22 protein-coding genes are annotated in these 24,416 nt (G+C 70.3%); 16 read left to right on the top strand and 6 right to left on the bottom strand.

Going from position 1 to position 24,416, the window contains the following annotated elements; genetic code table 11:
• Nucleotides 1-788: 788 nt before the first annotated feature.
• The 4 genes from C3492_RS04810 (at nucleotide 789) to C3492_RS04795 (ending at nucleotide 4,212) form a co-directional block, all read left to right on the top strand.
• Nucleotides 789-1,790 carry a bifunctional DNA primase/polymerase gene (locus C3492_RS04810; protein ID WP_374938324.1) on the top strand — a complete coding sequence of 334 codons (1,002 nt, stop codon included), beginning with the start codon at nucleotides 789-791 and terminating at the stop codon, nucleotides 1,788-1,790.
• Nucleotides 1,787-3,307, top strand: coding sequence for a phage/plasmid primase, P4 family (locus tag C3492_RS04805; protein WP_103810473.1), 1,521 nt, complete (start codon nucleotides 1,787-1,789; stop codon nucleotides 3,305-3,307). The genes C3492_RS04810 and C3492_RS04805 overlap by 4 nt, the downstream gene beginning before the upstream one ends.
• Nucleotides 3,304-3,705, top strand: a complete 402-nt coding sequence (locus C3492_RS04800; protein ID WP_103810472.1) for a DUF6009 family protein — start codon at nucleotides 3,304-3,306, stop codon at nucleotides 3,703-3,705. The genes C3492_RS04805 and C3492_RS04800 overlap by 4 nt, the downstream gene beginning before the upstream one ends.
• Nucleotides 3,706-3,870: 165 nt before the next feature.
• Nucleotides 3,871-4,212 carry an Lsr2 family protein gene (locus C3492_RS04795; protein WP_103810471.1) on the top strand — a complete coding sequence of 114 codons (342 nt, stop codon included), beginning with the start codon at nucleotides 3,871-3,873 and terminating at the stop codon, nucleotides 4,210-4,212.
• Nucleotides 4,213-4,236: 24 nt separating this feature from the next.
• Here C3492_RS04795 and C3492_RS04790 read toward each other — a convergent pair whose 3' ends face one another.
• Nucleotides 4,237-5,733, bottom strand: coding sequence for an MFS transporter (locus tag C3492_RS04790; protein WP_103810470.1), 1,497 nt, complete (start codon nucleotides 5,731-5,733; stop codon nucleotides 4,237-4,239).
• 410 nt (nucleotides 5,734-6,143) lie between these two features.
• Between C3492_RS04790 and fdhD the strand changes: the two genes are divergently transcribed.
• Nucleotides 6,144-6,971, top strand: a complete 828-nt coding sequence (fdhD, locus tag C3492_RS04785; protein ID WP_103810469.1) for a formate dehydrogenase accessory sulfurtransferase FdhD — start codon at nucleotides 6,144-6,146, stop codon at nucleotides 6,969-6,971.
• On the opposite strand, the gene C3492_RS04780 is transcribed toward fdhD, so the two are convergent.
• From C3492_RS04780 to msrA, 3 genes are all read right to left on the bottom strand, one after another.
• Nucleotides 6,867-7,415 (bottom strand): hypothetical protein, encoded by a 549-nt coding sequence (locus tag C3492_RS04780; RefSeq protein ID WP_181140199.1) that lies wholly within the window; start codon nucleotides 7,413-7,415, stop codon nucleotides 6,867-6,869. The two genes, fdhD and C3492_RS04780, sit on opposite strands and share 105 nt — an antisense overlap.
• 67 nt (nucleotides 7,416-7,482) lie before the next feature.
• Nucleotides 7,483-7,950: a nuclear transport factor 2 family protein gene (locus tag C3492_RS04775; RefSeq protein ID WP_103810468.1), complete on the bottom strand. Its 468-nt coding sequence runs from the start codon at nucleotides 7,948-7,950 to the stop codon at nucleotides 7,483-7,485.
• Nucleotides 7,951-8,095: 145 nt separating this feature from the next.
• Complete coding sequence (gene msrA, locus C3492_RS04770; RefSeq protein ID WP_103810467.1) at nucleotides 8,096-8,623, bottom strand: peptide-methionine (S)-S-oxide reductase MsrA; 528 nt, start codon at nucleotides 8,621-8,623, stop codon at nucleotides 8,096-8,098.
• A gap of 571 nt (nucleotides 8,624-9,194) precedes the next feature.
• Here msrA and C3492_RS04765 point away from each other — a divergent pair.
• The 3 genes from C3492_RS04765 (at nucleotide 9,195) to C3492_RS04755 (ending at nucleotide 11,585) form a co-directional block, all read left to right on the top strand.
• Nucleotides 9,195-9,989 (top strand): SDR family NAD(P)-dependent oxidoreductase, encoded by a 795-nt coding sequence (locus C3492_RS04765; RefSeq protein ID WP_103810466.1) that lies wholly within the window; start codon nucleotides 9,195-9,197, stop codon nucleotides 9,987-9,989.
• Between the two features lie 121 nt (nucleotides 9,990-10,110).
• Complete coding sequence (locus C3492_RS04760; RefSeq protein WP_219822052.1) at nucleotides 10,111-11,160, top strand: PAS domain S-box protein; 1,050 nt, start codon at nucleotides 10,111-10,113, stop codon at nucleotides 11,158-11,160.
• A 62-nt stretch (nucleotides 11,161-11,222) separates the two neighbouring features.
• A complete protein-coding gene (locus tag C3492_RS04755; RefSeq protein WP_103810719.1) occupies nucleotides 11,223-11,585 on the top strand; it encodes a response regulator in 363 nt (120 codons plus the stop codon).
• A gap of 12 nt (nucleotides 11,586-11,597) precedes the next feature.
• Here the strand turns inward: C3492_RS04755 and C3492_RS04750 are convergent, their stop codons facing one another.
• Complete coding sequence (locus C3492_RS04750; RefSeq protein WP_103810464.1) at nucleotides 11,598-12,257, bottom strand: response regulator transcription factor; 660 nt, start codon at nucleotides 12,255-12,257, stop codon at nucleotides 11,598-11,600.
• Nucleotides 12,258-12,332: 75 nt separating this feature from the next.
• On the bottom strand, nucleotides 12,333-14,591 hold the full coding sequence (locus tag C3492_RS04745) for a SpoIIE family protein phosphatase (protein WP_103810463.1): 2,259 nt from the start codon (nucleotides 14,589-14,591) through the stop codon (nucleotides 12,333-12,335).
• Nucleotides 14,592-14,804: 213 nt separating this feature from the next.
• On the opposite strand from C3492_RS04745, the gene C3492_RS04740 reads away from it, so the two are divergent.
• The 8 genes from C3492_RS04740 (at nucleotide 14,805) to C3492_RS04705 (ending at nucleotide 24,394) form a co-directional block, all read left to right on the top strand.
• Nucleotides 14,805-15,686 carry a helix-turn-helix domain-containing protein gene (locus C3492_RS04740; RefSeq protein WP_103810462.1) on the top strand — a complete coding sequence of 294 codons (882 nt, stop codon included), beginning with the start codon at nucleotides 14,805-14,807 and terminating at the stop codon, nucleotides 15,684-15,686.
• Between the two features lie 359 nt (nucleotides 15,687-16,045).
• Nucleotides 16,046-16,783 carry an SDR family oxidoreductase gene (locus C3492_RS04735; protein ID WP_103810461.1) on the top strand — a complete coding sequence of 246 codons (738 nt, stop codon included), beginning with the start codon at nucleotides 16,046-16,048 and terminating at the stop codon, nucleotides 16,781-16,783.
• Nucleotides 16,784-16,931: 148 nt separating this feature from the next.
• On the top strand, nucleotides 16,932-17,831 hold the full coding sequence (locus tag C3492_RS04730; RefSeq protein WP_103810460.1) for an SDR family oxidoreductase: 900 nt from the start codon (nucleotides 16,932-16,934) through the stop codon (nucleotides 17,829-17,831).
• A 202-nt stretch (nucleotides 17,832-18,033) separates the two neighbouring features.
• Nucleotides 18,034-20,799 carry a LuxR family transcriptional regulator gene (locus tag C3492_RS04725; RefSeq protein ID WP_103810459.1) on the top strand — a complete coding sequence of 922 codons (2,766 nt, stop codon included), beginning with the start codon at nucleotides 18,034-18,036 and terminating at the stop codon, nucleotides 20,797-20,799.
• Nucleotides 20,800-21,115: 316 nt separating this feature from the next.
• Nucleotides 21,116-22,114, top strand: coding sequence for a PAS domain-containing protein (locus C3492_RS04720; protein ID WP_103810458.1), 999 nt, complete (start codon nucleotides 21,116-21,118; stop codon nucleotides 22,112-22,114).
• A 181-nt stretch (nucleotides 22,115-22,295) separates the two neighbouring features.
• Nucleotides 22,296-22,760, top strand: coding sequence for an SsgA family sporulation/cell division regulator (locus C3492_RS04715; RefSeq protein ID WP_181140198.1), 465 nt, complete (start codon nucleotides 22,296-22,298; stop codon nucleotides 22,758-22,760).
• Nucleotides 22,761-22,862: 102 nt separating this feature from the next.
• The gene (locus C3492_RS04710; protein ID WP_103810456.1) at nucleotides 22,863-23,696 is read left to right on the top strand and encodes an alpha/beta fold hydrolase; all 834 of its coding nucleotides are present in this window, start codon (nucleotides 22,863-22,865) and stop codon (nucleotides 23,694-23,696) included.
• A complete protein-coding gene (locus C3492_RS04705; RefSeq protein WP_103810455.1) occupies nucleotides 23,693-24,394 on the top strand; it encodes a YoaK family protein in 702 nt (233 codons plus the stop codon). The genes C3492_RS04710 and C3492_RS04705 overlap by 4 nt, the downstream gene beginning before the upstream one ends.
• Nucleotides 24,395-24,416 lie beyond the last annotated feature (22 nt).

Below are 24,416 nucleotides of genomic sequence, written 5' to 3'. Positions count from 1 at the left end.
GCCGCGCTGGGCACGGTATTGTACAGGAAAATCCAACCCGAGCCTGCCGGCGGCGGTAGTGGTTCCACTCAGACCGGACGCCGGAACCGGGACAGCGACTGAAGCGACTGAACTTCTGCATCTACCCAACGTGTCCGGGATACCGGGGGAGCACAGCCTGCGGGGCGGGCAGGCGGCGGCTGGGCTTCAGTCGCTGTCCCGGCCTCTCCGAGTCTTCAGTCGCTGTCCCAAGAACGGCCCGCCAGGCGGCTCTGCACCCCCAGCGACTGAAACTCAGCGACCCTGGGACGCTTCGGTAGCTGACCCGAAGCACTACAAAAGCGCAGGTCAGAGAGGTGCAGTGGGGGACTCAGCGACTGAAGCGACCCAAGGGTTCCATATATGAGGGGATTATGCGTGTGCGTGTGCGCGTCATAGATAGAAACCTTCAGTCGCTACAGTCGCTAATCCACCGGGTTCACCCTCTCTGACCTGGCCTTTTCTGAGCGACTCAACGACAGCGACTGAAGTTGCTCAGTCGCTCGCCCTTCAGTCTCAGTCGCTCCGCACCGCATCAGACCCGCGCGGTCCGACTTGCCCGCGTCTTCCCAGGTGGGCATTCCATGCTCCCCGCGCTCACGTTCGCTAGTCTGTGTGCGTCACTGGGTAGCTTCGGTCGCTGGTAGGGGGTGTGTATGTCCGCTGAACTGGGCTTTTCCACCAGCGACTCAAACCAGGCCTACCGGGAGCCTTCAGTCGCTCCCCCCGCCCTGGCGACAGCCCGCTGGTGTGCCCGCCGAGGCTGGCCCGTGCATCCGCTGGCTCCTGGGCGCAAGACCCCCGCAGCCAACTGCGCTGCCTGCCGGGCTACTCCGCACTCCGCAGCCGAGTGTGCCTGCCTCCCGCTCGGTCGCTGGTGCCACGGCTTCCACGCGGCGACGCTGGACCAGCACCGGATCGGCCAGTGGTGGGGAGCCCGCCCCGACTTCGGGGTGGGGGTCGCCTGCGGGCCGGCCAACCTGGTGGTCATCGACATCGACGCGCACACCGTTCAGCCGCCGGACAGGAACCGCATCCTGCCGGGCATCGCCATCGGCGAGCAGGTGGATCTCGGGGGCCTGTCCAACGGCTTCCACACCCTCGCCGTACTCGCGGCGCTCCGCGACCAGGCGAGCCCCGCCGACGACGAGACGACACTGCGGGTGCGCACCCCGTCGGGCGGGATGCACGTCTGGTACCGGGCCGGGGACTACCGTCGCTGGCAGTGCTCGTCAGGGTCCAGCAAGGGACGTGCCCTCGCCTGGCAGGTCGATGTGCGTGCGCATGGTGGCTACATCGTTGCCCCGGGCACGGTGACCGCCGCGGGCACGTACACTCCCGTCGGAAGTGTCCGGGAACCGGCGGAGCTGCCGAAGTGGCTGGAGCAGGAACTGGAGCGGACCGGGCACCTGCCCGCACCCAACATCCCGGCACCGCGTCCGGTGCCTCCCAGGGCGCAGCAGGCGGTTCGTGCGGCAGGTGGGGGAGCCACCGGTGCCGAACGGCTGCTGAAAGCCATTCTGGCGCCTGTGTGGGCGTGCGGGAGGCTGGCGGAGGGTGCCGGCTTCTCGGAGGCCCTCAACCGCGCCGCATACACTCTGGGAGGCCTGGTCGCAGCCGGGCGCGTGACGAAGGCGGAGGCCGAACACATCCTCACCGAGGCCGCCGAGGCGGTCAGGCCTGGACAACGCCGTCGGGCCGAACAGATCATCAGCAGCGGTCTGACGGCTGGCTCCAAACGACCCCTGTACCACGGCGGGGGACACCTGTGACATCGCCGAGCAATCCGAAACTCTTCGACTTCGATCCCGCCGCGGTGGCGGCGCAGATCCGGAGCCAGGTGGCCGTGCCGCTTCCGGCGCAGAACGACTCCGGCCGGGTCAGCGATCCACGGGTCACCGCGGCAGGGTTGCTTCCTGACACCCTGTCGGACAGGGGCAACGCCAAGCTGTTCGTGAAGCTGTACGCCAACGACTACCGGCACGTCCCCGGCATCGGCTGGTACCGCTGGGACACCACCCGGTGGCAGATCGACGAGGACGACACGGTCCTGTGGGCCGCAGGCGACCTGGCGGAGAACATCGCGTTGCAGGATCCGCGGGGTGTGTTCAGCTCGGCGTCCCTCCAGCAGCACCGCAAGCGCGCGCTGTCCACTGCGGGCATCAACGCCATGCTGGCCCAGGCCAAGTCGGCCCCCGGCATGGTCCTCAACGCGGCACGGCTCGACGCCGATCCGTACGCCCTGTGCACGCCCGACGGGATCGTCGATCTCAAGACCGGGCTGATCAAGGCCCCTGATCCGAACAAGGACTTCCACTCCCGTTCGACCACGGTGGGCCCCCAGCACGTGGCCACGCCCCGGTGGAACCGCTTCCTGACCGACACCTTCGGCGACGACGCCGAGGGAACCGAGATGATCGATTTTCTCCAGCTGTTGCTCGGTTATTCCGTCACCGGTGATGTCGGCGGCCAAGTGCTTCCATTTCTCTTCGGCTCCGGAAAGAACGGCAAGTCGGTTCTCCTCGACGTTTTGATGCGCCTGCTCGGGGATTACGCCGACGCCGCTCCGCCCGGTTTCCTGATGGCCCGCCCCTACGAAGGGCATCCCACGGATCTGGCGGAACTCCACGGCCGTCGTGTCATTGTCTGTTCCGAGGTGAAACCCGGGGACAAGTTCGATGAGGCCCGGGTCAAGCTGCTGACCGGTGGTGACCGCATCAAGGCGCGGCGTATGCGGCAGGACTTCTTCAGTTTCCAGCCCACGCACAAGCTCTGGCTGCTCGGCAACCACCGTCCCGAGGTCGGGACGGGCGGCTTCGCCTTCTGGCGCCGTATGCGGCTCATCCCGTTCGAGCGCGTGGTCTCCGACGACCGGAAGATCGACAACCTGGCCGACATCCTCGTCACGGAGGAGGGACCCGGCATCCTAGGCTGGCTCATCGACGGGGCACGCCGTTATCTGGCGGGCTCCCGGGACCTCACGGGCCCGGAGCGGGTCAGGATCGCCACGAACGCCTACGCCGAGACGGAGGATCACACGGGCCGGTTCTTCGAGGAGTGCTGTGTCCTGTCCGCCGATCTCCGGACCGAGCAGACGGGCCTCTACAAGGCGTACAAGGACTGGTGCCACAATGAGGGAGTGCCACCCATGTCTTCTCGTGCCTTCGCCGCACGGGCCCGAGAACTCGTCGGATTGGCGTCGCCGAAGGAGATGATCCTGTCCAACCAGCGGAAGTACTACCCGGGTATCGGTCTGCTCACCGGCGAGGAGAGGGAAGCCGTCGCATGAGCTCCTTGATCACCGAAGACGAGATCAGCCACGAGACGGACCTCGTCTGGCTGGAAGACATCGGGCAGCTGGACTACGTCCGGCAGAGTCTCGACCGACTGCCGACCCGCAGGGGAAAGCCGGCGTATCACCGTGACGGGCGCATGGTGGGGTACGCCTGCCTCGGTACCGAGGCGAAACCGTCACGCTCCTCGGGGACGTTCAGGCGCCGGGTGTTCTGGTTGCTTCCGCACGACCGTGACAGCGAGCCGGAGGGGCTGTACGCCAAGGGGGCCCCCGCCGAGGCCGTCGATCCACGCACTCTGTCGGCTCGGGTCAAGGGCTACAAGACGGAGCGTTCCGAGGGCGGCCCGCCGTCCAGCGCCATGCAGGAACTCGGGATAACTCTCCCGCTCTGAGAGCGATTCATCGTATATGTGAATAGGGCAGCCCGTATCCAGGGTGTACGTACCGCGTCCCGTTTGTCGGGAGTAATATCGGTGTACGGGGCTTAACATACTCGGGAGAACCGAGTAACCGAGGTTCTTGCAGCCGAATCCGCGGTCCTCCGGAGGAGATGCTCAATGGCGCGAGCAACCATCACCATTTACACGGATGATCTGACAGGTGCGACAGGCGACGATATCTCGGCGCATTCGTTCAGCATCGACGGTGTCAGTTACGAGATAGACCTGGCTCCCGAGGGCCATCAGAAGCTGCTGGACGCGCTCGCCCCTTTCGTCGAGGTGGCCCGTCGTACCGGTGGCCGTGCCCCCAGAGGCAGCCGGATGCCGGTGCGGCGTGACGCGTCGAAGGCTGCCCGGATCAGGGAGTGGGCCAGGAGCCAGGGCATCGAGGTCAACACCCGGGGGCTGGTCCGGCAGGACGTCGTCGACCAGTACGAGGCGGCCAAGGCCGACCGCTAGGGTCCGCGTCGTGGCCGCCTTCGCTCAGCCGTCCGAGGGAGCTTCACCGGAGGACGACTGTGGCGTCCCCCGCGGGCCGTCCCGCCGGTCGGCATGCCAGTCCGTGACCGCGAGCACCAACGCCACCAGCACCGCGAGGATGCCCGCGCCCACGGACAGGGCGACCGCGGCGGACGGACCGTCGTGCTCGCCCTTCGCCAGGTAGTACAGCCCCGGCAGGACGGCCGTACCGATGGCGCCGCCCAGCCGCTGGCCCGTCTGGAGCGCGCCGCCCGCAACCCCCGCCATGCGCACGGGGACCTCCCGCAGGGTCATCGTCACGTTCGGGGAGATGACGAAGCCACTGCCGATCCCGCTCACCAGCAGCGCCGGTACGACCGCCCAGATCGCGGTGCCCGCCGGGACCAGCCACAGCAGCAGCGCGGTGGCCGTCAGGCCCGCCGCCACCGCGACGAGGCCCAGGACCGTCAGCAGCCGCCCCAGGCGCTCCACGAGCCGGCTGGCCACCACGGCGGCCGCAGCGGAACCGAACGCGAAGGGCGTCACGGCCAGTCCGGACTCCAGCGGTGAATACCCCAGCGCGTCCTGGAAGTAGAGGGCGAACACCAGCCAGATGCCGCTGAAACCGACGAAGTAGACGGTGGCGAGCGCGGCCCCCGCCGCGTACCCGCGGACCCCGCGCACCAACTGCGGTTCCAGCAGGGGCTCCAGGCCGCGGGCGGAGACCCGGCGCTCCCAGCGGGCGAAGCCGTACAGGAGCAGCGCGCCGACGGGGAACAGCCACCACATGCGGAGCAACCCGCCGGAGTCGGCCTCGACGAGCGGCAGCATCAGCGCCAGGACCCCGGCCCCCAGCAGGCCCACCCCGACCAGGTCGAGGTGCCCGCGTTCGCCGGGGGCGGACTTCGGCAGCAGGCGGCGGCCGAGGAGGAGCGCGGCCGCACCGATGGGGACGTTGACGTAGAAGATCCACCGCCAGCCGTCCGTCCCCGTGGCCAGGGCGAGGATGAGTCCGCCGGTGATGGGGCCCACCGCGCTGGAGATGCCCACCGTGGCGCTGAACAGGCCGAAGGCACGGGCGCGTTCGGAGCCCGTGAAGAGCTGCTGGATCAGCGCGGAGTTCTGCGGTGCCAGGAAGCCGGCCGACACGCCCTGGGCGAGGCGTGCGACGACGACCAGGCCGATGGTGGGGGCCGCGCCGACTGCGGCGCTGCACACGACGAAGGCGGACAGCGCGACAAGGAAGATCCGCCGGCGGCCGACAGCGTCGCCCAGCCGCCCCGCCACCACCAGGGCGAGCGCGAAGGTGAGCGCGTAGCCCGACACCACCCACTGCACCGACGACGGCTTCGCGCTCAGGTCCCGCTGCATGGACGGCAGGGCCACGGACACGATCGTCACGTCCAGAAGGATCATGAAACCAGCGACCAGGGTGACCCAGAGGGCGTGCCACCGGTTGGGGTCCGGTCCGGGGGCCTGCCGGGCGTCCGGCTGGGCACTGGTGTGGGACAGGGGACTCACGGCGACTCCTTTCACCATGGTCCCGCAGTGTGCCCCGGCCCCGCGCCGTGGGGCATCGCACGAACATGTGCTTCGGCGTGCGCGGCCCCGGCGCCCGGCAGGGCCGCGCACGCCGTCAAATGACGGATGCTCCGGCGGCGGGACCTGTCTACGTTGAAGGGGTACGACGCCGTGTTCGCCGTGCTCCGTGGGGGAGGCCGGGGAGAGGGGGCCCCGCTCGGGGTGAGGCAGGCGGCCGTGCGGCAGGCTTCTCACGCCACGACCTCTCCGGCCGAAAAGACCGGCGGTAACCAGTCCGGCAGGTACGCGCGTGAGCGCCGGACGCCGGCTGTCTCACTCCGCGCGGACCTCACAGGGGCACGGCCCAGTGCGTGCGAGAAACGATCCAGGACATGGTGAGGACGTCATCGATGGGAAGAGCAGCGGTCAATCGCAGGGTCGTCAGGGTTCGCCAGGGGAGCGTTTCGGCGCGGGCGGACACGGTGGCCGCCGAAGAGCCTCTGGAGATCCGGCTGAACGGAGAGGCACTGGCCATCACGATGCGCACACCCGGGGACGACTTCGCGCTGGCGGCCGGGTTCCTCGTCAGTGAGGGTGTGCTCGGCTCGGTCGAGGACCTTCGGACCATTGCCTACTGTGCCGGTGCGACCGAGGACGGACGCAACACGTACAACGTGGTCGACGTGCGGACGGCGGAGGGCGTCGCGCCGGACCGGTTCACCTTGCAACGCAACTTCTACACCACCTCTTCGTGCGGTCTGTGCGGCAAGGCGAGCCTCGACGCCGTACGGACCACAGCCCGCTGGCCGTTGGCCGATGCCCCCTCCCTCACCCTGACCCCCCAACTGCTGGCCTCCCTGCCGGAGAGCTTGCGGGAAGGGCAGAAGGTGTTCTCCCGGACCGGCGGACTGCACGCGGCCGGGCTCTTCGACGAACACGGCACCCTGCTGGATCTCCAGGAGGACGTCGGCCGTCACAACGCGGTCGACAAACTGGTCGGACGGGCCTTCCAGAAGGGCCTGTTGCCGCTGTCCCGTGCCGTGCTGATGGTGTCCGGGCGGGCCTCGTTCGAACTGGTGCAGAAGGCCGTCATGGCCGGTGTTCCGGTTCTCGCGGCGGTCTCCGCCCCGTCGTCACTGGCGTGCGACCTCGCCGACGAGAGCGGTATGACGCTCGTCGGCTTCCTGCGCGGTGACTCCATGAACATTTACAGTGGCGAAGGGCGGATTCAGCTGTGAGGGCTGCGCGGGCAGCTCACACGGGTCGGCCAGCGACGGTACGGCGGTCAGGACGCTCCGGCCGCCGTCCTGCTGGACCACCCAGGCGGAACACACGGAGCGGTACGACGACACCGCCCGTAACACGAGGAAACGCGTGTCCTGCCTGTCCAGGGTGGTGAGGTTCAGCCCGCTGAGCGGATACGCGAACAACTCGTCGAAGTACCGGCGTGCGTAGTCGGGACCCACGGTGCCACTGCCGAACAACCGCTCGAACTCGGCCGGGTCGTGTGCCCGGACGGCGTCCGTCGCCTCGGTCAGCAGCCGGGCCGAGGTCACGGCCCCGCGCTGTTGCGGTGTGTGCGTGGTCTGCCGCTCGATGAAGTAGCAGACCACCGCGAGCCATGCGGCGAAGACGCCGAGCACCACCCAGGTCCACGGAATCGTCGGTGTGCGGCTGGACATGGGGTCTTCTCCAGTGGGGGGCGAGGCATGAGGGGTGAGGGGCGGACGCTTGGCCCTGTCCGAACCTCTAGCGAAGGGGGAAGTCGTGCTCGGGTCCGCGCTCCGAGGCCGACCTGGGACCGAAGAAGCGCCGACCGGACTCGGTGATCCCGACGTCGTTGATGCTGGCCTCGCGCCTGCTCATCAGTCCTTGGCCGTCGAACTCCCACAACTCGTTGCCGTAGCTGCGGAACCACTGGCCTTCTCGGTCGTGCCACTCGTACTGGAAGCGGACGGCGATGCGATGGCTGTCGTACGCCCACAGGCTCTTGCGCAGCACGTAGTCGAGTTCCCGCTCCCACTTGGCGGTGAGGAACTCGATGATCGCCGTCCGGCCCCGGATGAACTCGTCACGGTTGCGCCAGACCGAGTCCGGCGTGTAGGCGAGAGCGACCCTGTGCGGATCCCGGGTGTTCCACGCGTCCTCGGCGGCCCGCACCTTGGCCCAGGCGCTTTCCCGGTCGAACGGCGGGAGCGGGGGGCGCGACTCCGTCATGTCTGATCTCTCCTTCGAGGGGACGGGAAGACGCGAGGAATGCGAGGGGGTGTCACCGGGCACTCTTCCCATCCCTCACGAGTGCCCGGTGACCAGCCGCGAAGCCCCACCCACGTGATACCGGGGGCCGCGGCCGACAGGGGGGTCAGGCCGCTCCTGGCCGCTGTTCGTGCGGCTGCGCAGCGGGAAGCCGCCATTCCGGGCGCACCCAGTGGCAGGTGTAGCCGCCGGGATGCTTGCGCAGGTAGTCCTGGTGCTCCTCCTCGGCGGACCAGAAGGGGCCCGCCGGCTCCACCTCGGTCACCACCTTGCCCGGCCAGCGTCCGGAGGCGTCGATGTCGGCGATGGTCCGCAGCGCGGTCCGCCGCTGCTCGTCGCTCGTGTAGAAGATCGCCGAGCGGTAACTGCGCCCGATGTCGTTGCCCTGCCGGTTCCGCGTGGTCGGGTCGTGGAACTGGAAGAAGAATTCCAGAAGCTCACGGTAGGGCAGGCGCTGCGGATCGAAAACGATCTCCACCGCCTCCGCGTGGTCACCGTGGTCGCGGTAGGTCGCGTGCGGGGTGTCGCCACCGGTGTATCCGACCCGGGTGCTGAGGACGCCGGGAAGGTCCCGCAGCAGTTGCTGGGCGCCCCAGAAGCATCCGCCCGCCAGGAGCGCGCGCTCAGTCGCCATGGTTCCAACCACCTTCGATCCCTTGCAGTGCTCTGGTGACGTCCGGCCGCCGGGCCTGGGAACGCTCCGGTGGCCGGACGCCTTCGCGCGGCTGACGCGACGGACTCCAGATTCCCTCCTGGCCCCCGCTGCCGCGATGGAGCAGACCCCATGGGCGTCAGCCGTTGTGCCTGGGGAGATCCCCATAGCCTCCCTGGAGGCGGCCACTCAGCACACATGATCCAGCATTTTGAAAACACATGACTTAACTATTCGGGGCCGTGGGTGTACCCGTCACGTACACTCACTGAGTGACTAGCGCCCGTATGCTTCTGACGACGGCGGAACGACCCGGTCCCCCCGTCTGGGCCGTTCCGCCGTTCGCTGAGTTGCTGCGGTGCCACATGGGGGTTGCCCGCACCTCGGCGAACGGCGGGTCGGCGGACGGCATGTCGTGTGGTGCGCACCCTCGTGTCGTCCGCCGGCTCGTCATGTCCGTCAACCCGTTCGCCGTAACGCAGGCAGGGCAAGGCACTCCCGCGGGAACAAGTGGCCCGAGGGCACGGGCACGAGCGGGTGGAGGACGCAAGGCATGCAGATCGATCTGACCGGACGTACCGCTTTGGTCACCGGTTCCACGCAGGGCATCGGCGCCGCCATCGCGCGCGAGCTGGCGCGCGCGGGGGCACGGGTGGCCGTCAACGGTCGCGACGGGGCACGGGTGCGGGCAGCCCTGGCCCGTCTGGGCGAACAGGTGCCGGAGGCGGACCTGGTGCCGGCGGTCGCCGACGTGAGCACGGCGGACGGCGCGCAGCGGCTGGCCGAGGTCCTGCCGGACGTCGACGTCCTGGTGAACAACCTGGGCATCTTCGGATCCGCGGACCCACTGGAGATCGACGACTCGGAGTGGCTGCGCTACTTCGAGGTCAACGTGCTGGCAGCGGTGCGGCTGACCCGCATGTACCTGCCCGGGATGACCGAGCGCGGCTGGGGCCGCATCCAGTACATCGCCAGTGATTCGGCGGTCGTCATCCCGGCGGAGATGATCCACTACGGCATGACCAAGACCTCCCTGCTCGCGGTGGGCCGCGGCTTCGCCAAGAAGGCGGCCGGGACGGGCGTCACGGTGAACTCCGTGATCGCCGGTCCCACGCACACCGGGGGAGTGGAGGACTTCGTGTACGAACTGGTCGACCGTTCCCTGCCCTGGGAGGAGGCCCAGCGCGTGTTCATGCGCGAGTACCGGCCGCAGTCCCTGCTGCAACGGCTGATCGAGCCCGAGGAGATCGCCCACATGGTCGTCTACCTCAGCAGCGAGCAGGCGTCCGCGACCACGGGCGGGGCGCTGCGCGTCGACGGCGGCTATGTCGACGCCATCCTGCCCTGAGCGGCCGGGCCGCAGAGAAGCCGATGCCGGCCGGGCACAGGATGACACGGCCGAGTGTCGTACCGGTCATCGCTGTGCGTGTTCATGTCTTCCGCGGCGGTCGAGCAAGAGGAGCTCCACAGTGCAATCGATCCGCATGGTCCTGCCCGCCATCCTGGACAGCGTTTCGCAGGTCGTCTGGGTCGTGGACCACCGGGGGAACATCGTCTACACCAACCCGGCCGGTGTGGCCGCGCTCGGCTACGACGATGCCGACGAGTTGGTGGGCCGGTCCAGCCACGAGACCCTGCATCCTTACCGTCCGGACGGCACTCCCTTCCCCGCCTCCCAGTGCCAGATGCTCCGGCCGGCGACCACGGGGATGCCGGCGCACGGCAACGACGAGTGGTTCAAGCGGCGGGACGGTTCCTTCTTCCCAGCCTCCTGGTGGGCCGCGCCCATCGATCTGCCGGACGGGCGCGGGGTGGTCTACTCCTTCTTCGACGCCACCGAGAACCGTGAACTGGAGCGCGCCCGCCGGGAGCGGGACGCGGCCCGCATCCGGGCGGACGAGGCACGTGCCGCACAGCGGCGGATCATGCAGAGCATCGAGGCGGTACGCCGCCAGACGGCCCGCGACCTGCACGACGGCGCGCAGCAACGGCTGGTCAGCCTGCTGATCGGGCTGCGCCTCACCCGTGATCTGGTGCCGGACTCCGCCACCGCGGCCGTCGGCCTCCTCGACCAGGCCATCGTCGACGCGCAGACCGCGATCGACGAGTTGCGCGAGCTGGCCTACGGCGTCTACCCCTCGGTGCTCCAGGCCAAGGGCCTGATGGCGGCCGTCGAGTCACTGGCCGAGCGCTGCGCTGTGCCGACCACCGTGGAGGGGGAGTACCCGCGGCGCTTGCCCGCCGAGGTCGAGTCGAACGCGTACTTCGTCATCGCCGAGGCCCTGACCAATGCCGTGAAACACGCGGAGGCGACACACATCCGCATATCCATCGAACTGAAGGACGTGCTGCGCATCGAAGTGGTCGACGACGGTGTCGGCGGGGTCCCGCGGCACGCCGTCAGCAGCGGTCTGACCGGCCTCGGGGACCGAGTCGACACCTTCGACGGCGTTCTCGTCATCGACTCGCCGCCGGGCCGGGGCACCTCTGTGCGCGCGGAGATTCCCGTACCGGAATGAGCAGCAAATCGTGGGGCTGCCCCTATGGTCTGTCCGTCGCGATCCCGGGCATCCTGATAAGCATGTCCGTCAACATCGTGGTCGTCGACGACGACCCTGGGTTCCGTCGCATCGCGAAGACGCTGCTGACGGCGCGCGGTATGCACGTCGTCGCCGAGTCGGAGGATGGTGCTTCGGCCCTGGCGGCGGTACGTGAACACCGGCCCGATGGTCTCCTCCTGGATCTGCACCTGCCGGATCACGACGGGGTGGCCGTCGCCCGTATGCTGCGCGCGGTGGATCAGCCGCCGCGGATCGTGCTGACCTCCACTGAGCAGTCGTTCTGGTCCGCGGACGAACTGCGACAGGCGGGGATCGAGTCCTTCATCGCGAAGGACCGGCTGTTCGACGCAGATCTTAAGGGGATCTTCGGCGCGACCGCCTGAGCCCGGTTCCCCTTACTGCTTGAGGTACCGCAGTACGGCCAGCACCCGGCGGTGCTGGTCCGAACCGGCCTGGCTGAGGCCGAGCTTCATGAAGATGCCCGTCACATGGCGCTCCACCGCCGGCACCGTGACCACGAGCTTGCGGGCGATGCCGGAATTGGAGTGACCCTCGGCCATCAGGGCCAGGACCTCCTTCTCCTTCGGCGTCAGCGCCGCCAGCGGATCCTGCTTGCGTTTGCGTCCGACAAGGGTGGATATGACATCGGGGTCCAGAGCGGACCCGCCGGCGACCACCCGCTCCACGGCATCGGTGAGGATCTGCGGGCTGGCGACCTTCTCCTTGAGGAGGTAGCCCACGCCGCTCGGATCGTCGCCGACCAGGTCCAGGGCGTAGGAGGCGTCGAGGAACTGGGAGAGCACGATGACGGCGGTCTCCGGCTGCGCGGCCCGGATCTCCTGCGCAGCCTGCAGACCGTCGGCGTTCAGGTTGGGCGGCATCTGGATGTCGGTGATCACGACGTCGGGCCGCTGCTCCTTGGTGACGCGGACGAGGTCCACCGCGTTGTCCACCGCGGCGACCACGGTGATGCCGGCGCTGCGCAGGATGGTCGCGATACCCTCGCGGACGATCGCCTGGTCTTCTCCGAGTACCGCTCGCAGTGGTTCACTCATGGTGGCATCCTAGACCGTGGCTCATGAAGTGGGTCCATGGTGTGCTGAGGGCTCCGATGATGTGAGGCATGGCAGTCATATGACATCGGTGGCAGTCATGTCCTGCTCCACCCAGATGGTCTTGCCGTCGCCCGAGTACCGGGTGCCCCAGCGCCGGGCCAGTGCGGCGGCGATCAGCAGGCCCCGGCCGTTCTCGTCCTGGGCCCGGGCGTGCCGGAGGTGCGGCGCCGTCGTGGAGTGGTCGGACACCTCCACGGTGAGGCCGCCGTCCCTGATCAGCCGTACGCGCGGCTCCCCGGAGGCGTGCCGGAGCACATTGGTGACGAGTTCGCTCACGATGGTCTCGGTCGCGAATACCTGATCGGCCAGCCGCCATCCGGCCAGCCGCTCACGGACCCACCGCCGGCAGGCGGCCACCTCCGCTGGGTCCGCCGCCCCCGTCCAGGTGGCGACGCAGTCCTCGGCGAGCCGGTGCGCCGCCGCGGTGAGCACCGCCGCGCCCCGCTCGCGCGGTCCGCCCATCATCCGGTACACGACGGTGTCGCAGGTGCCCTGTGCGTCGCCCGGCGCGGCGGCCACCGCCTGCCGGAGCCGCACGGCGGGTGCGTCGCAGGGCGGCTCCCGCAGCAGCGAGGCCGAGTAGAGGGTCAGCACGCTGCCCGGGGCGAGCCGGGTCCGGACGGCCTCGTAACCCACCCCGCTGCCCAGCGCCGGGCCCCGGGGCACGGGCAGCTCGCGCACCGTGCCGTCGGGCGCGGTCACCAGCGGGTGGGGCCAGCCCGCGGAGGCCACGGCGAGGTCGCCGGTGACAGGGTCGTAGACGCAGTACTGGCACCGGGGCCGCTCGTCAGCGGTGCGGGCGTCCGGGGGGATGCCGGCCGCGTCCGCGAGGCCCAGGCGCGGGACGACGTCGTCCAGGTGGGCGAGAATCTCCTCCGGCGGCAGTTCCAGGCCCGCGAGCGTGGTCACCGCCGTCCGCAGCAGGCCCATGTCCACCGAGGCGTCCAGCCCCTGTTCCGGCACCTCCCCGATGACCAGGGCGACGCGGGCGCTGGACAACGGCAGGACGTCGAACCACGAGGTCCGCCGGGGCTCCGGCAGCCAGAAGTGTGCCGTGGTCATCGCCGTCACCTCCGGCAGGGACCGTGGCAGGAGCCGCCGTTGCAGGGTCACCGCCGTCGTGTGCTCGCGCATGAATCTGCGCGCGTTCTCGATGTGCGCCGACGCCTTCGCCGTGACCTGCTCGACCAGCGCTAGGTCCTGCGCGTCGAAGGGGACGGGGTGCCGTGGGCCGCGGTAGAAGCAGGCCAGGCCCAGCACGCGGTCCTGGTGCACCAGCGGGGCCACGATCATGGAGTGGACGCGGGCGGCGCGCAGCGCTCCCGCGCGGGCGGCGTCGTACATGAGCCAGTCGGCGAGCGCTCCGGAGGGATCGACCAGCCGGGGGGTCAGGTCGCCGAGCACCTGGGTGTAGGGGGTGGGGAAGAAGAAGTGGCTGGGCTCGCCCACGGCGTACACGCCTTCCAGGCCGCCGGGGGCCTCGAAGGCCGTACGGCGCAGGGGGGCCGACGCATCCAGCGGGGCGCAGGGCGGCTCCGCCCCGTGCAGCACGCCGTCGACCAGGTCGACGGAGACGGCGTCGGCGAAGTCGCGGGTGAGGGTGGAGGCCAGCTCCTGGCTGGTGCGGGCCGCGCTGAGCGTCGTCCCGATCCGGCGGTGGGCCGCCGACAGCAGTCGTTCCGCGGCACGCGAGCGGGCCTCGCCGGTCACGTCGTGGATGAACGTGGCGGCCCCGACGACCGTGCCGCCGTCCCGTAGGCACATGGCGGTGACCCGGTAGACCCGGTGCCCGGCGCCCTTGCTCGGCACGCTGACGAAGCGTTCGGCCACCGGGTCCGGTCCCTGGACGACCTCGCGCAGCAGACGGCTCGTCGGCAGGCTGCCGTCCAGGTCGGCCGCGTCGCGCTGGAGCACCTGGGCGGCGGTGCGCCCACGGATGCGCAGGGCCGCCGCGTTGCTGCGCAGCACCCTCAACTCCGCGTCGTACAGCTCCATCCCGGCCGCGGCGTGCTCGAAGGCCGAGCGGGTGTACGCGGCCTGGACGCGCGCGAGCGCGGCGGTCGGTGCGGTTCCCGCGACGGCGACGTTGGTGTGCAACGTGTCGCGCCACACGTCGAGTTGCAGTACGGCGGACGCGTCGCAGCCCGCCCGGTCGAGCAGTTCGACGAGAAAGAGGTGGGCGGGCTCCTGCCCGAGTCCGTCTGGCCGTCCACTGCTTCCCGGCCGGACCGATCTGCCCTCCGCGTCGAAGGCGAAGGACTGCTCGCGTGTCATGTCGGATGACCTCCTCGGCTGGTCGTCCGGTGGTGTGGCGCTCTTCCCGTGGCCCGGTATATCCGGTTTGATGTGTTTCTACGGTGGCCATGGCCGGGCCGTTGGGCAACCGATTGCCCGAGGAGTGAGACGGCGCGGTTGCGATGTCGCGGTGGCGGCGTCGGCGTGCGCTCCTCCCGACGGGTCACGGGCCGTCCGAGTAGCCTGGTGCGCATGGACAGCGTCAACCAGCTCGGCCGCTTCCTGCGCGCTCGCAGAGCAGCAGTCTCCCCGCGGGAGGCGGGGCTGCCGGATGACGCCCCACGCCGTACTCCCGGCCTCAAGCAGGAAGAGGTCGCCCGGCTCGCCGGCCTCAGCGAGGGTTACTACGCCCGCCTGGAACAGGACCGGGAGAAGTACCCCTCCGACCAGGTGCTCCAGGCCCTCGCCCGCGCTCTCCGGCTGAACCCCGACGCCGCCCGGTACATGCGCGGTCTGGTACGGGACCAGGACCGGCCGACGCCACCGGACGCCGAGGTCGCAACGCACGTCAGGCGCCTGATCGACGCGTGGGACGCCACCCCCGCCCTGGTCCTCGGGTCCTGCCTCGACGTCCTGGCCGGCAACGCCCTGGGGCGTGCCCTGTACGCGCCGGTCCTTCCCTACGGCAACCTCGTGCGGTTCACCTTCCTCGACCAGGCCGCCGCGCGCGTCTTCTACCGGGACTGGCGGCTGATCGCCGAGGCCGGCGTCGCCTGGCTGCGGGCCACGGCGGGTCCCCCGGCGGCCCGCCCCCGCCTGGCCGAGCTGGTGGAGGAGTTGTCCACGGACGCGGAGTTCCGCCGGCTGTGGAGCCGTTTCGACGTGCGGGACAAGGCGAGCGACGTCAAGCGCCTGTGCCACCCGCTCGTCGGTGATCTCACGCTGAACTACCAGATCTTCGACGTCGACGGCGCCTCCGGGCAGCACCTGTTCATCTATCAGGCCGAACCGGGCTCGCCGAGTGAGCGGGCGCTGCTGCGTCTCCGGGAGTCGGCCGACGCGGAGCGCACCGGCGCGGGGCCGGAACCCCACCGCCCGCGGTCCGCATCGCGCGACAGTGGCAACTCCCTGTGATTCTCTGAGAGTCACGCGCTACGAGGTGTGTTGAGGCCCCGCCGCTTCCGGCGTGCGGCTGTCGGGCCAACCCCACGGCGGGGCACGGGTGAGCCATATTCACGTTGCCCGGCCTGCCCGATGGTGGCCCGAAAGCGCCGACGGAAGACTTGTCGGTGTTCCAGAGGGGCTCCGGTTCGATCCGGATCGCCTCCTATCCCATCCCATCCGCTCGGCGTTGTCATCGATGCTCACAAGAATGTGTTGTCGATGATCTCAGATCGTGTTATCGTCGATCACGTCAAAACGTCAACGACGATGACGGTGTGCGCGACTCCCACGTGCCGGGCACTGTCACATCACTCGAAGGACTGGTCATCATGACGGACACCAACACCCGCGTCGCGCTGGTCACCGGCGGCACCGGCGGCATCGGCCTGGCCGTGACCAACCGCCTCGCCCAGGACGGCTACGCCGTCGCCGTCCACTACGTGGGCAACAAGGCCAAGGCGGACGAGGCGGTGGCGGCCATCAAGGCCCAGGGCGGCAAGGCCATCGCCGTCAGCGGCGACGTCGCCGACGAGGAGGCCATGGCCGCGGCCTTCGACGCCACCGAGGCGGAGTTCGGCGGCCTCGACGTAGTCGTCAACACGGCCGGCATCATGCTGCTGTCGCCCATCGCCACGCTCAACCTGGACGACCTGGACCGCATGCACCGCACCAACATCCGCGGGACCTTCGTCGTCTCCCAGCAGGCGGCCCGCCGGCTGCGCGCGGGCGGTGCCCTGATCAACGTCTCCTCGTCCCTCACCCGGCTTCAGTTCCCCACCTACGGCGCCTATGCCGCGAGCAAGGGCGCGGTCGAGGCGATGACCCTGGTGCTCGCCCGTGAGATGCGCGGCAAGGACATCACCGTCAACGCGGTCTCCCCGGGCCCCACCGCCACTCCGCTGTTCCTGGAGGGCAAGGACCAGGCGGCGCTCGACAATCTCGCCAAGGCGGCCCCTCTGGAGCGGCTCGGCACCCCCGACGACATCGCCGAGGCCATCGTCTTCCTGGCCGGCCCGGCGCGCTGGATCAACGGCCAGACCATCTACGCCAACGGCGGCATCATCTGACCGACTGCGCTCCCGCCGACCGACGCGACCGGCGGCCGCGCCCGCCGGACGGCGTCGGGCGAGCTCGCCGACCGGCCCCGCACCTCACGCTCGTCCCACCCTCACTCCCCTCAGCCACCGACCCGCTTTCGCGGTCAAGGAGATTCCCATGAGCAACATCGTCGTCATCACCGGTGCCTCCAGCGGCTTCGGCGCGCTCACGGCCCGCGCCCTCGCCGACGCGGGCAACACCGTCTACGCCGGTATGCGCGAGACCGCCGGCCGCAACGCGCCGCAGGTGCAGGCCGCCGCCGACTACGCCAAGGAGCACGGTGTCGACCTGCGCTCCATCGAACTGGACGTCAACTCGGACGACTCGGTCGACTCGGCGGTCAAGCAGGTGATGGAGGAGCACGGCCGTATCGACGTCCTGATCCACAACGCCGGCCACATGGTCACCGGCCCCGCCGAGGCCTTCACGCCGGAGCAGTTCGCGCAGCTCTACGACATCAACGTGCTGTCCACGCAGCGGGTCAACCGTGCCGTGCTGCCCCACCTGCGCAAGGCCGGCCGGGGTCTGGTCGTCTGGGTCTCCAGCTCCAGCGTCAAGGGCGGCACCCCGCCCTACCTCGCCCCCTACTTCGCCGCGAAGGCCGCGATGGACTCCCTCGCGGTCAGCTACGCCGGCGAGCTGGCCCGCTGGGGCGTCGAGACCTCGATCGTGGTGCCCGGCTCCTTCACAAGCGGCACCAACCACTTCGCCCACTCCGGCCACCCGGCCGACGGTGCCGTCGAGGCGGAGTACGAGACCAAGTACCCGGGCCTGCTCCAGCAGGTCTCCCAGAAGCTCGCGGCGCTCGCCCCCGAGGGTGCCGAGGCGTCGCTGGTCTCCGACGAGATCGCCCGCATCGTGGCCCTGCCCGAGGGCGAGCGCCCCTACCGGGTCCACATCGACCCGGCGAACGACGGCTCCGAGGAGGTCTCGCAGGTCGCCGACCGGATCCGCCGGGAGTTCCTCACCCGCATCGACCTGGCCGACCTGCTGACCGTGCACCCGGCCGGCGCGTGACCTGGCGCACCAAAGGGCGAGGGGGCCGACCCACGGGTCGGCCCCCTCGCCCTTTTGCGTGACCAGTCAAGTCCACGAAAGTGAGTAAGTAACTGACGTTAACTGGACTTAACATCACCTAAGACATAACCTCTGGCCTGGCGAACATAGTCAACTAACTGTGGATCAGGCATGTACTGCCTGCTGCTACCAGAGGTACTACATGACGGATCAGGAAGCGCCGACTGCCCGGCTCTTCGGCCGTGACGCGGAGCTGCGAGCGCTCGAAGCCTTCTCCGCCCGTGCCGGTCGCGAGGGCGCCGTCCTGCTGCTGAGCGGGGAAGCGGGCGTCGGCAAGAGCGTCCTGCTGGACGCGGTGGTGGCCGGCGCGCAGGCCGCAGGCACCCGGGTCATCCGCGCCACGGGCGTGCAGTTCGAAGCCGACGTCAGCTACGCCGTGCTCAACCAGCTCCTGCTGCCCCTCGCCGCGGGCTTCGCCCACCTCGGGGAGGAGGAGCGCAACGCCCTCATGGTGGCGCTGGGCCTGCTGTCGGGCCGGGTGCCGGACCGCACGGTGATCGCCACGGCCTGTCTGGACGTGCTACGGCACGAGGCCGAGCAGCGGCCACTGCTGCTCGTCGTCGACGACCTGCCCTGGATCGACCGGCCGACCACCATCGTCCTCGAACACCTCGCGCACCACCTCTCGGGCAGCCGGATCGGACTGCTCACCGCCTCCCGCACCGGCGAGGACAGCTACTTCGACGCCGGCGGCCTGCCCGCCCTGCACGTGGAACCCGTCGACGACGGGGCCGCCGACGAGCTGCTGCGCACCGCCTTCCCCGAGATGGCCCTGCGAGTGCGGCGACGGATCCTCACCGAGGCCCGGGGCAACCCGCTCGCGCTGCTGGAACTCGCCGAGGCGCTGGACCCGACCCAGTTGTCGGCCCGCGAAGCCCTTCCCGAGGTGCTGCCGCTCACGGAGGCCATCGAGGCCCTGTTCGCCTCGCGCATCAAGCAGCTGCCGGAGCCCACCCGGGACGCCCTGCTGCTGGCGGCGCTGGAGGGCAGCGGGGACCTGGGGCTGCTGCGGCGCACGGCGACCGCGGACGGCGGGACCACCGCGCTCGTCCCGGCGGAGACCGCGAAGCTGATCGAGATCGACGAGGCGGCGGGCCGCGTCGTGTTCCGGCACCCGCTGGTGCGCTCCGCGGTGGTCGAGTCCTCGACGAACGTGGAGCGGCGACGGGTGCACCGCAGGCTCGCCGACTTCTTCACGCGTGACACCGAGCGCCGCGCGTGGCACCTGGCCGAGTCGGCCGTGGAGCCCGACGAGGCGGTCGCGGCCCTCCTGGAGGAAGCGGCCCGCCGCAAACTGCACCGTGGGGACGCCGGCGGGGCGATCGCCTCCCTCACCCGCGCCGCTCACCTCAGTCCGCGGGCCGCCGACCGCGGCCGGCGCCTCGCCGAGGCCGCCTACCTCGGTGCCGACGTCACCGGCGAGCTGGGCACCGCCTCGCGCCTGCTCGACCAGGCCCGTTCCTTCGACCCCAGCCTCGGCGGCTCCTTGCACGCCGCCGCGGCCGCCGCCTTCATCCTGGTCAACGGGGACGGCATCGTGGACACCGCGCACCGCCTGGTCGTCTCCGCCATCGAGAACGGCGACCACGGATACGACGCCGCCAACACCGACCTGACCGACGCCCTGTACACCCTCCTGCTCATCTGCTGGTGGGCCGGCCGCGAGGAGTTCTGGGCACCGCTCTTCGACGCGATCGACCGGCTGGTCCCGGAACCACCGGAGATCATCCTGCTGATGAGCAAGGCGTTCCCGGACACGGCCCGCGCCACGGCTGGAACCCGGCGGCGGCTGGCCGCGCTCATCGACCGCCAGAGCACCGAGACCGACCCCGCGAGCCTGGTGCGGGTCAACACCTCCGCCGTCTACATGGACCTGCTGGGCGGCTGCCGGGCCGGCGCCTGGCGGCTGATCATGAGCGGCCGGGCCGGCGGCACCGTGCGCTCCAGCCTGGCCTGCCTGATGCATCTGTGCCTCGACGACTTCGCCACCGGCCGCTGGGAGGAGGGCCAGCGACTCGCCGACGAGGGTCTCGCCCTGGCCAAGACGCACGGCTACGACTTCATCAGCTACTACTTCCTCTTCCACGAGGCACTGCTCGCCGCGGTCCGTGGCGAGGACACCGTGATGCACCAGTGGGCCGACGAACTGACCCGAGTGACCACGCAGCGCCGGGCCTACGGCGCGGCCCGCTTCGCCCACCACGCCAGAACCCTGGGCGCGATCGGCCGCGGGGACTTCGAGGCCGCGTTCCACCACGCCTGCGACCTCAGTCCGGCCGGCACACTGGCCCCGTACACCCCGCACGCCCTGTGGGTCGCACTGGACCTGGTGGAGGCCGCCCTGCGCACCAACCGGCGCGAGCAGGCCGAGGCCCACGTACGTGCCATGTGCGAGGCCGCCCTCTGGGACGTCTCGCCTCGCCTGGGCATGCTCACGCTGGCGGCCCGCGCCCTCGTGGCGTCCGACGCCGAGGCACCGGGGTTGTTCGAGGAGGCCATCGGCGGCCCCGGCGCCCGGGACTGGCCGTTCGACTACGCGCGCGTGCGTCTGCTGTACGGCGAACGCCTGCGGCGGGCCCGGGCGCCCATCGAGGCACGTCTGCACCTGAACGCGGCCCTGGAGATCTTCGAGGGGCTGGGGGCGGCCCCCTGGACCGCACGGACCGTCACCGAACTGCGGGCCGCCGGCCAGGCACAGCCGAACCCCGCCGTCCCGGCCGCCGCGGCGGCCGGGCTGACCGCGCAGGAGACGGAGATCGCCCTGCTGGCGGCGGAGGGCCTGACCAACAAGCAGATCGGCGAGCGGCTGTTGCTCTCACCGCGCACCGTCGGTTCCCATCTGTACCGCATCTTCCCCAAGCTCGGCATCACGTCCAGGGCGGCGCTGCGTGACGCCCTGTCCCGCTGAGCGGGGCGATATATGCCGTATACACCCTTTTGTCTTCGGGGCGTCGAGCCTTCCAGGCGCCCCGGAGGGGACCGAAAAAACATGCCCTGACCAGGTCGACTCCCTTCTGACGTCAAATGACGGATGCCGTGTGGCCCCGCCGGTTGCGACAGTCTTGTCATCAGCGGCGAAGAAGCCGGGCGCGAGACGAATCAGCCGGGCGGCGGGCGTGACCGACAGCGGGGACGGATGGCGGACCGCGAACGTGGGCAGGGCCTGATCCGTCGGCGCCGTGATCGAGGCACGTTCTCGAATCCCTATGGGAAGGGGCAGCGACATGACGTCAGTCGCCGATGATCTGGGAAGCATCCTTGACGTCATTCAGCAGCCGGCCTGGGCGGTGGACACCGATCACCGGGTGACCTACGCCAATCCACCGGCTGCCGAGTTCATGGGCTACGAGCGTCCCTCCGACCTGCTGGGCACCGACGGCAGACCGGCCGAGCACGCTCACGGGCGGTCGCGCGGCCGCGCCGTTCCCGAGCCGACCCCCTCCCACCGCGGCACGCTCACCCACGCGGACGGTTCACTCCTCCCGGTCGAGTGGTCACTCATCCCCTTGACCCGGCCGGGCGGCCCGACCACCGTGTACGTCTTCCGCACGGGGACCGGCACACCCGCCGACAGGCGGGAGCCCAAGGAGGAGGGACCACCGCGGACACTCGTCGCGCGGCTCGACGCCGACCGGCACCGCCGTGTCGCCCGTTCACTCCAGCACGGCGCCCAGGAACGTCTGGCCTCGGCGCTGCTGGGTCTGAACCTGGCCAGGGAGCACCTGGACGGCGAGCGCGTTCCGTCTTCGGCGGCCGAGCTGCTCGACGGCGCCATCCAGGACGCCGAGCGGGCACTGAGCCAGGTCAGGGACGTCACGGCCGAGCTGTATCCGGGCGTCCTCAGGCTCCGCGGGCTGCCGGCCGCGCTCACCGTGCTGGCGGGGCAGTGGCCCGTACCCGTCGGAGTCTCGGGGAACCTGCGGGAACGGCTGCCGCACGCGGTGGAGATGCACACGTACTTCCTGGTCAGGGAGGCACTCGGCAGGGCGGTGCACGGCGCCGGCGCCCGCAGGGTCCAGGTGGTGGCGGAGCTCGACCTGGACCTGGTGGTCACGGTGGCGGACGACGGCGCCGCGCCCGGCGAGGGGCTCGACTCGGCGCCCCTGGCGGCCATGGCCGACCGGGTGGCCGTACTGGACGGGTCCCTCAGCGTGCGGCACGCGTCCGGGGAGGGCACCACCGTGTGTGCCGTCATCCCGGTCCAGTCGCACACCGGTTACTGAGCCGGCTTCCCGCCGTGCCCGCCCCTTCGGTACCAGCTCTCCGGGAGAAACCCGGTATGCGTCGTGCGCGAATCGCCCGGGGCAGGCATTTCTCACCATGACGTCAAATGACGGATGCCTCACGCAGGTACCGGGCGACAGGCTGGTCCCGTGGTCGTCAGCACAGCGAACGGAGCAGACCATGGACCAGCATCGTGAGCACGCGGCACGTTCGGCCGACCGGAGCCCCGTCGCCGGCCCCTCCGAGACGGTACGCCATGACGTATGGGTGTGGCTCGCCCCCGCCGGCACCCTCCGGATCGCGGTCCGGGCGCGCTTCGACTACGACCGGGCCGACCCGTGCGCGGTACGCGTCTCCTTCTGCCTCCCGCACCAGCGCCAGGTGACCTGGATCTTCGCCCGTGACCTGCTCGCCGACGGCCTGTACTTCCCCGTGGGAGCGGGCGACATACACATCGCGCCGGAGGGTGGTCCGGCCGGGAAGAACACGCGCATCATCCTGAGGCCGCCGTCCGGGGCCGCGCTCATCGAAGTGCGCCGGGCGCCGGTGCGCGACTTCCTGCGGGCCACGGAACGGCTCGTTCCCCGGGGACAGGAAGAGATCGACATCGACGCGTTCCTCAAGGAGTGCGTCCAGGAAGGCTGAAGCCGCCGTCCGCGTCCCGAGGCTCGCACGTTCATGTGATGCGAGGCGGCCGGACCGCTGGAAGGCTCAACAGCAGCAAAAAGCCGACGAAAGGTATGTGCCATGGGATTCGTGACGGTGGGCCGGGAGAACTCCGAGTCGATCGAGCTGTATTACGAGGATCACGGCAGCGGCCGCCCGGTGGTGCTGATCCACGGATACCCCCTCAACGGGCACTCGTGGGAGAAGCAGGAGCGGGTGCTGCTGGAGGCCGGGTACCGCGTGATCACGTACGACCGGCGGGGGTTCGGCCGGTCCAGCCAGCCGACGGTGGGCTACGACTACGACACGTTCGCGGCGGACCTGAAGGTGCTGCTGGAGCACCTGGACCTGCGGGACGTCATCCTCGTCGGGTTCTCGATGGGCACGGGTGAGGTCACCCGGTACCTGGGCCGTTACGGCTCGGAGCGGGTGGCGAAGGCGGCGCTTCTGGGCGCGATCCCGCCGTTCCTGCTGAAGACCGACGACAATCCCGAGGGCGTGGACGCGTCGGTGTTCGAGGGGATCAAGGCGGCGGTGCTGAAGGACCGGCCCGCCTACTTCAAGGACTTCCTCGACAACTTCTACAACGTCGACATGTACGCCGGGACGCGGATCAGCGACCAGGCGTGGCAGAACAGCTTCAACGTCGCGGTGTCGGCGTCGGCCTGGGCGGCTCACGCGTGCGTCGACACCTGGCTGACGGACTTCCGTGACGACCTGCCGAAGATCGACGTGCCGACGCTGCTGGTGCACGGCGACGCGGACCGGATCCTGCCGTACGAGAACACCGCCGCGCGGCTGCCCGGGCTGATCAAGGACCTGACGTTCGTCACGGTCGAGGGCGGCCCGCACAACATCGCCTGGACCCACCCGGAGGAAGTCAACGCCGCCCTGCTGGAGTTCCTCGCCAAGTGACCACACCCAGCCCCGACCGGTTCCCGTGGCCCGGGAGGAGCGGAGCCACCCGGCACCTGCTCACCCTCGCGGCCGGAGCGGCGAACGCCTTCGGGTTCCTCGCCCTCGGCGGCGTCTTCACCAGCGTCGTCACGGCGAACTCCGCGCTCCTCGGCCTGCACCTGGGCAACGCCCACCTGGTCGCCGCCCGCCTCGTCGCCATAGCCCTGCTCGGCTATGTCGTCGGGGCGGCGGCAGGCGGCCTGGTGGCGGCCGGCCGGGGCCGGCTCCGCGGCGCGGGCATCCGGGGCGGCCTGCTCCTGGAGGCCCTGCTGCTGTGGCTGGTGGTCTGCGGCTGGCTGGGCTGGCACACGGCACCGCACGGCGCGGCCCGCGCCCTGCTGCTGTTCCTCACGGCCGTCGCGATGGGCTGCCAGAACGGCACCGTCCGGGTCACCGCCGGCAGCGAGATCACCACCGCCTATCTGACGGGCCTGCTCACCTCGACCGTCACGGCGTTCGCCACCCGGGGACGCCTCCAGACCCGCAGCGTCGCCATCGTGGCCTCACTGATCGCCGGGGCGGCCGTCGACGGCGCCGTCTACCGCTGGCTGAGCCCGGGAGCCCCGTTCGTGCCGGCCCTGCTCGTCACCGCGGCGCTGGCGGCGACCTGGCTGCGCGCGCCGGCCCGCCCGGCCGCCGTCCCGCTGCGGCTCTGAACCCCCCGAGCCCCGCCCCGCC

The sequence above is a fragment of the Streptomyces sp. Ru62 genome, assembly GCF_002920615.1.
In the GTDB taxonomy this organism is placed as follows: domain Bacteria; phylum Actinomycetota; class Actinomycetes; order Streptomycetales; family Streptomycetaceae; genus Streptomyces.
The sequence above is the reverse complement of the archived record's forward strand: the minus strand, read 5'-3'. Positions and strand labels throughout refer to the sequence as shown.

Coding starts and splice junctions, on each gene's coding strand:
- C3492_RS04740 (WP_103810462.1), top strand. CDS start 14,805: ATGGACAGCGTCAACCAGCTCGGCCGCTTCCTGCGCGCTCGCAGAGCA.
- C3492_RS04715 (WP_181140198.1), top strand. CDS start 22,296: ATGGACCAGCATCGTGAGCACGCGGCACGTTCGGCCGACCGGAGCCCC.
- C3492_RS04725 (WP_103810459.1), top strand. CDS start 18,034: ATGACGGATCAGGAAGCGCCGACTGCCCGGCTCTTCGGCCGTGACGCG.
- fdhD (WP_103810469.1), top strand. CDS start 6,144: ATGGGAAGAGCAGCGGTCAATCGCAGGGTCGTCAGGGTTCGCCAGGGG.
- msrA (WP_103810467.1), bottom strand. CDS start 8,623: ATGGCGACTGAGCGCGCGCTCCTGGCGGGCGGATGCTTCTGGGGCGCC.
- C3492_RS04730 (WP_103810460.1), top strand. CDS start 16,932: ATGAGCAACATCGTCGTCATCACCGGTGCCTCCAGCGGCTTCGGCGCG.
- C3492_RS04795 (WP_103810471.1), top strand. CDS start 3,871: ATGGCGCGAGCAACCATCACCATTTACACGGATGATCTGACAGGTGCG.
- C3492_RS04735 (WP_103810461.1), top strand. CDS start 16,046: ATGACGGACACCAACACCCGCGTCGCGCTGGTCACCGGCGGCACCGGC.
- C3492_RS04720 (WP_103810458.1), top strand. CDS start 21,116: ATGACGTCAGTCGCCGATGATCTGGGAAGCATCCTTGACGTCATTCAG.
- C3492_RS04765 (WP_103810466.1), top strand. CDS start 9,195: ATGCAGATCGATCTGACCGGACGTACCGCTTTGGTCACCGGTTCCACG.
- C3492_RS04710 (WP_103810456.1), top strand. CDS start 22,863: ATGGGATTCGTGACGGTGGGCCGGGAGAACTCCGAGTCGATCGAGCTG.
- C3492_RS04800 (WP_103810472.1), top strand. CDS start 3,304: ATGAGCTCCTTGATCACCGAAGACGAGATCAGCCACGAGACGGACCTC.
- C3492_RS04755 (WP_103810719.1), top strand. CDS start 11,223: ATGTCCGTCAACATCGTGGTCGTCGACGACGACCCTGGGTTCCGTCGC.
- C3492_RS04750 (WP_103810464.1), bottom strand. CDS start 12,257: ATGAGTGAACCACTGCGAGCGGTACTCGGAGAAGACCAGGCGATCGTC.
- C3492_RS04775 (WP_103810468.1), bottom strand. CDS start 7,950: ATGACGGAGTCGCGCCCCCCGCTCCCGCCGTTCGACCGGGAAAGCGCC.
- C3492_RS04780 (WP_181140199.1), bottom strand. CDS start 7,415: ATGTCCAGCCGCACACCGACGATTCCGTGGACCTGGGTGGTGCTCGGC.
- C3492_RS04745 (WP_103810463.1), bottom strand. CDS start 14,591: ATGACACGCGAGCAGTCCTTCGCCTTCGACGCGGAGGGCAGATCGGTC.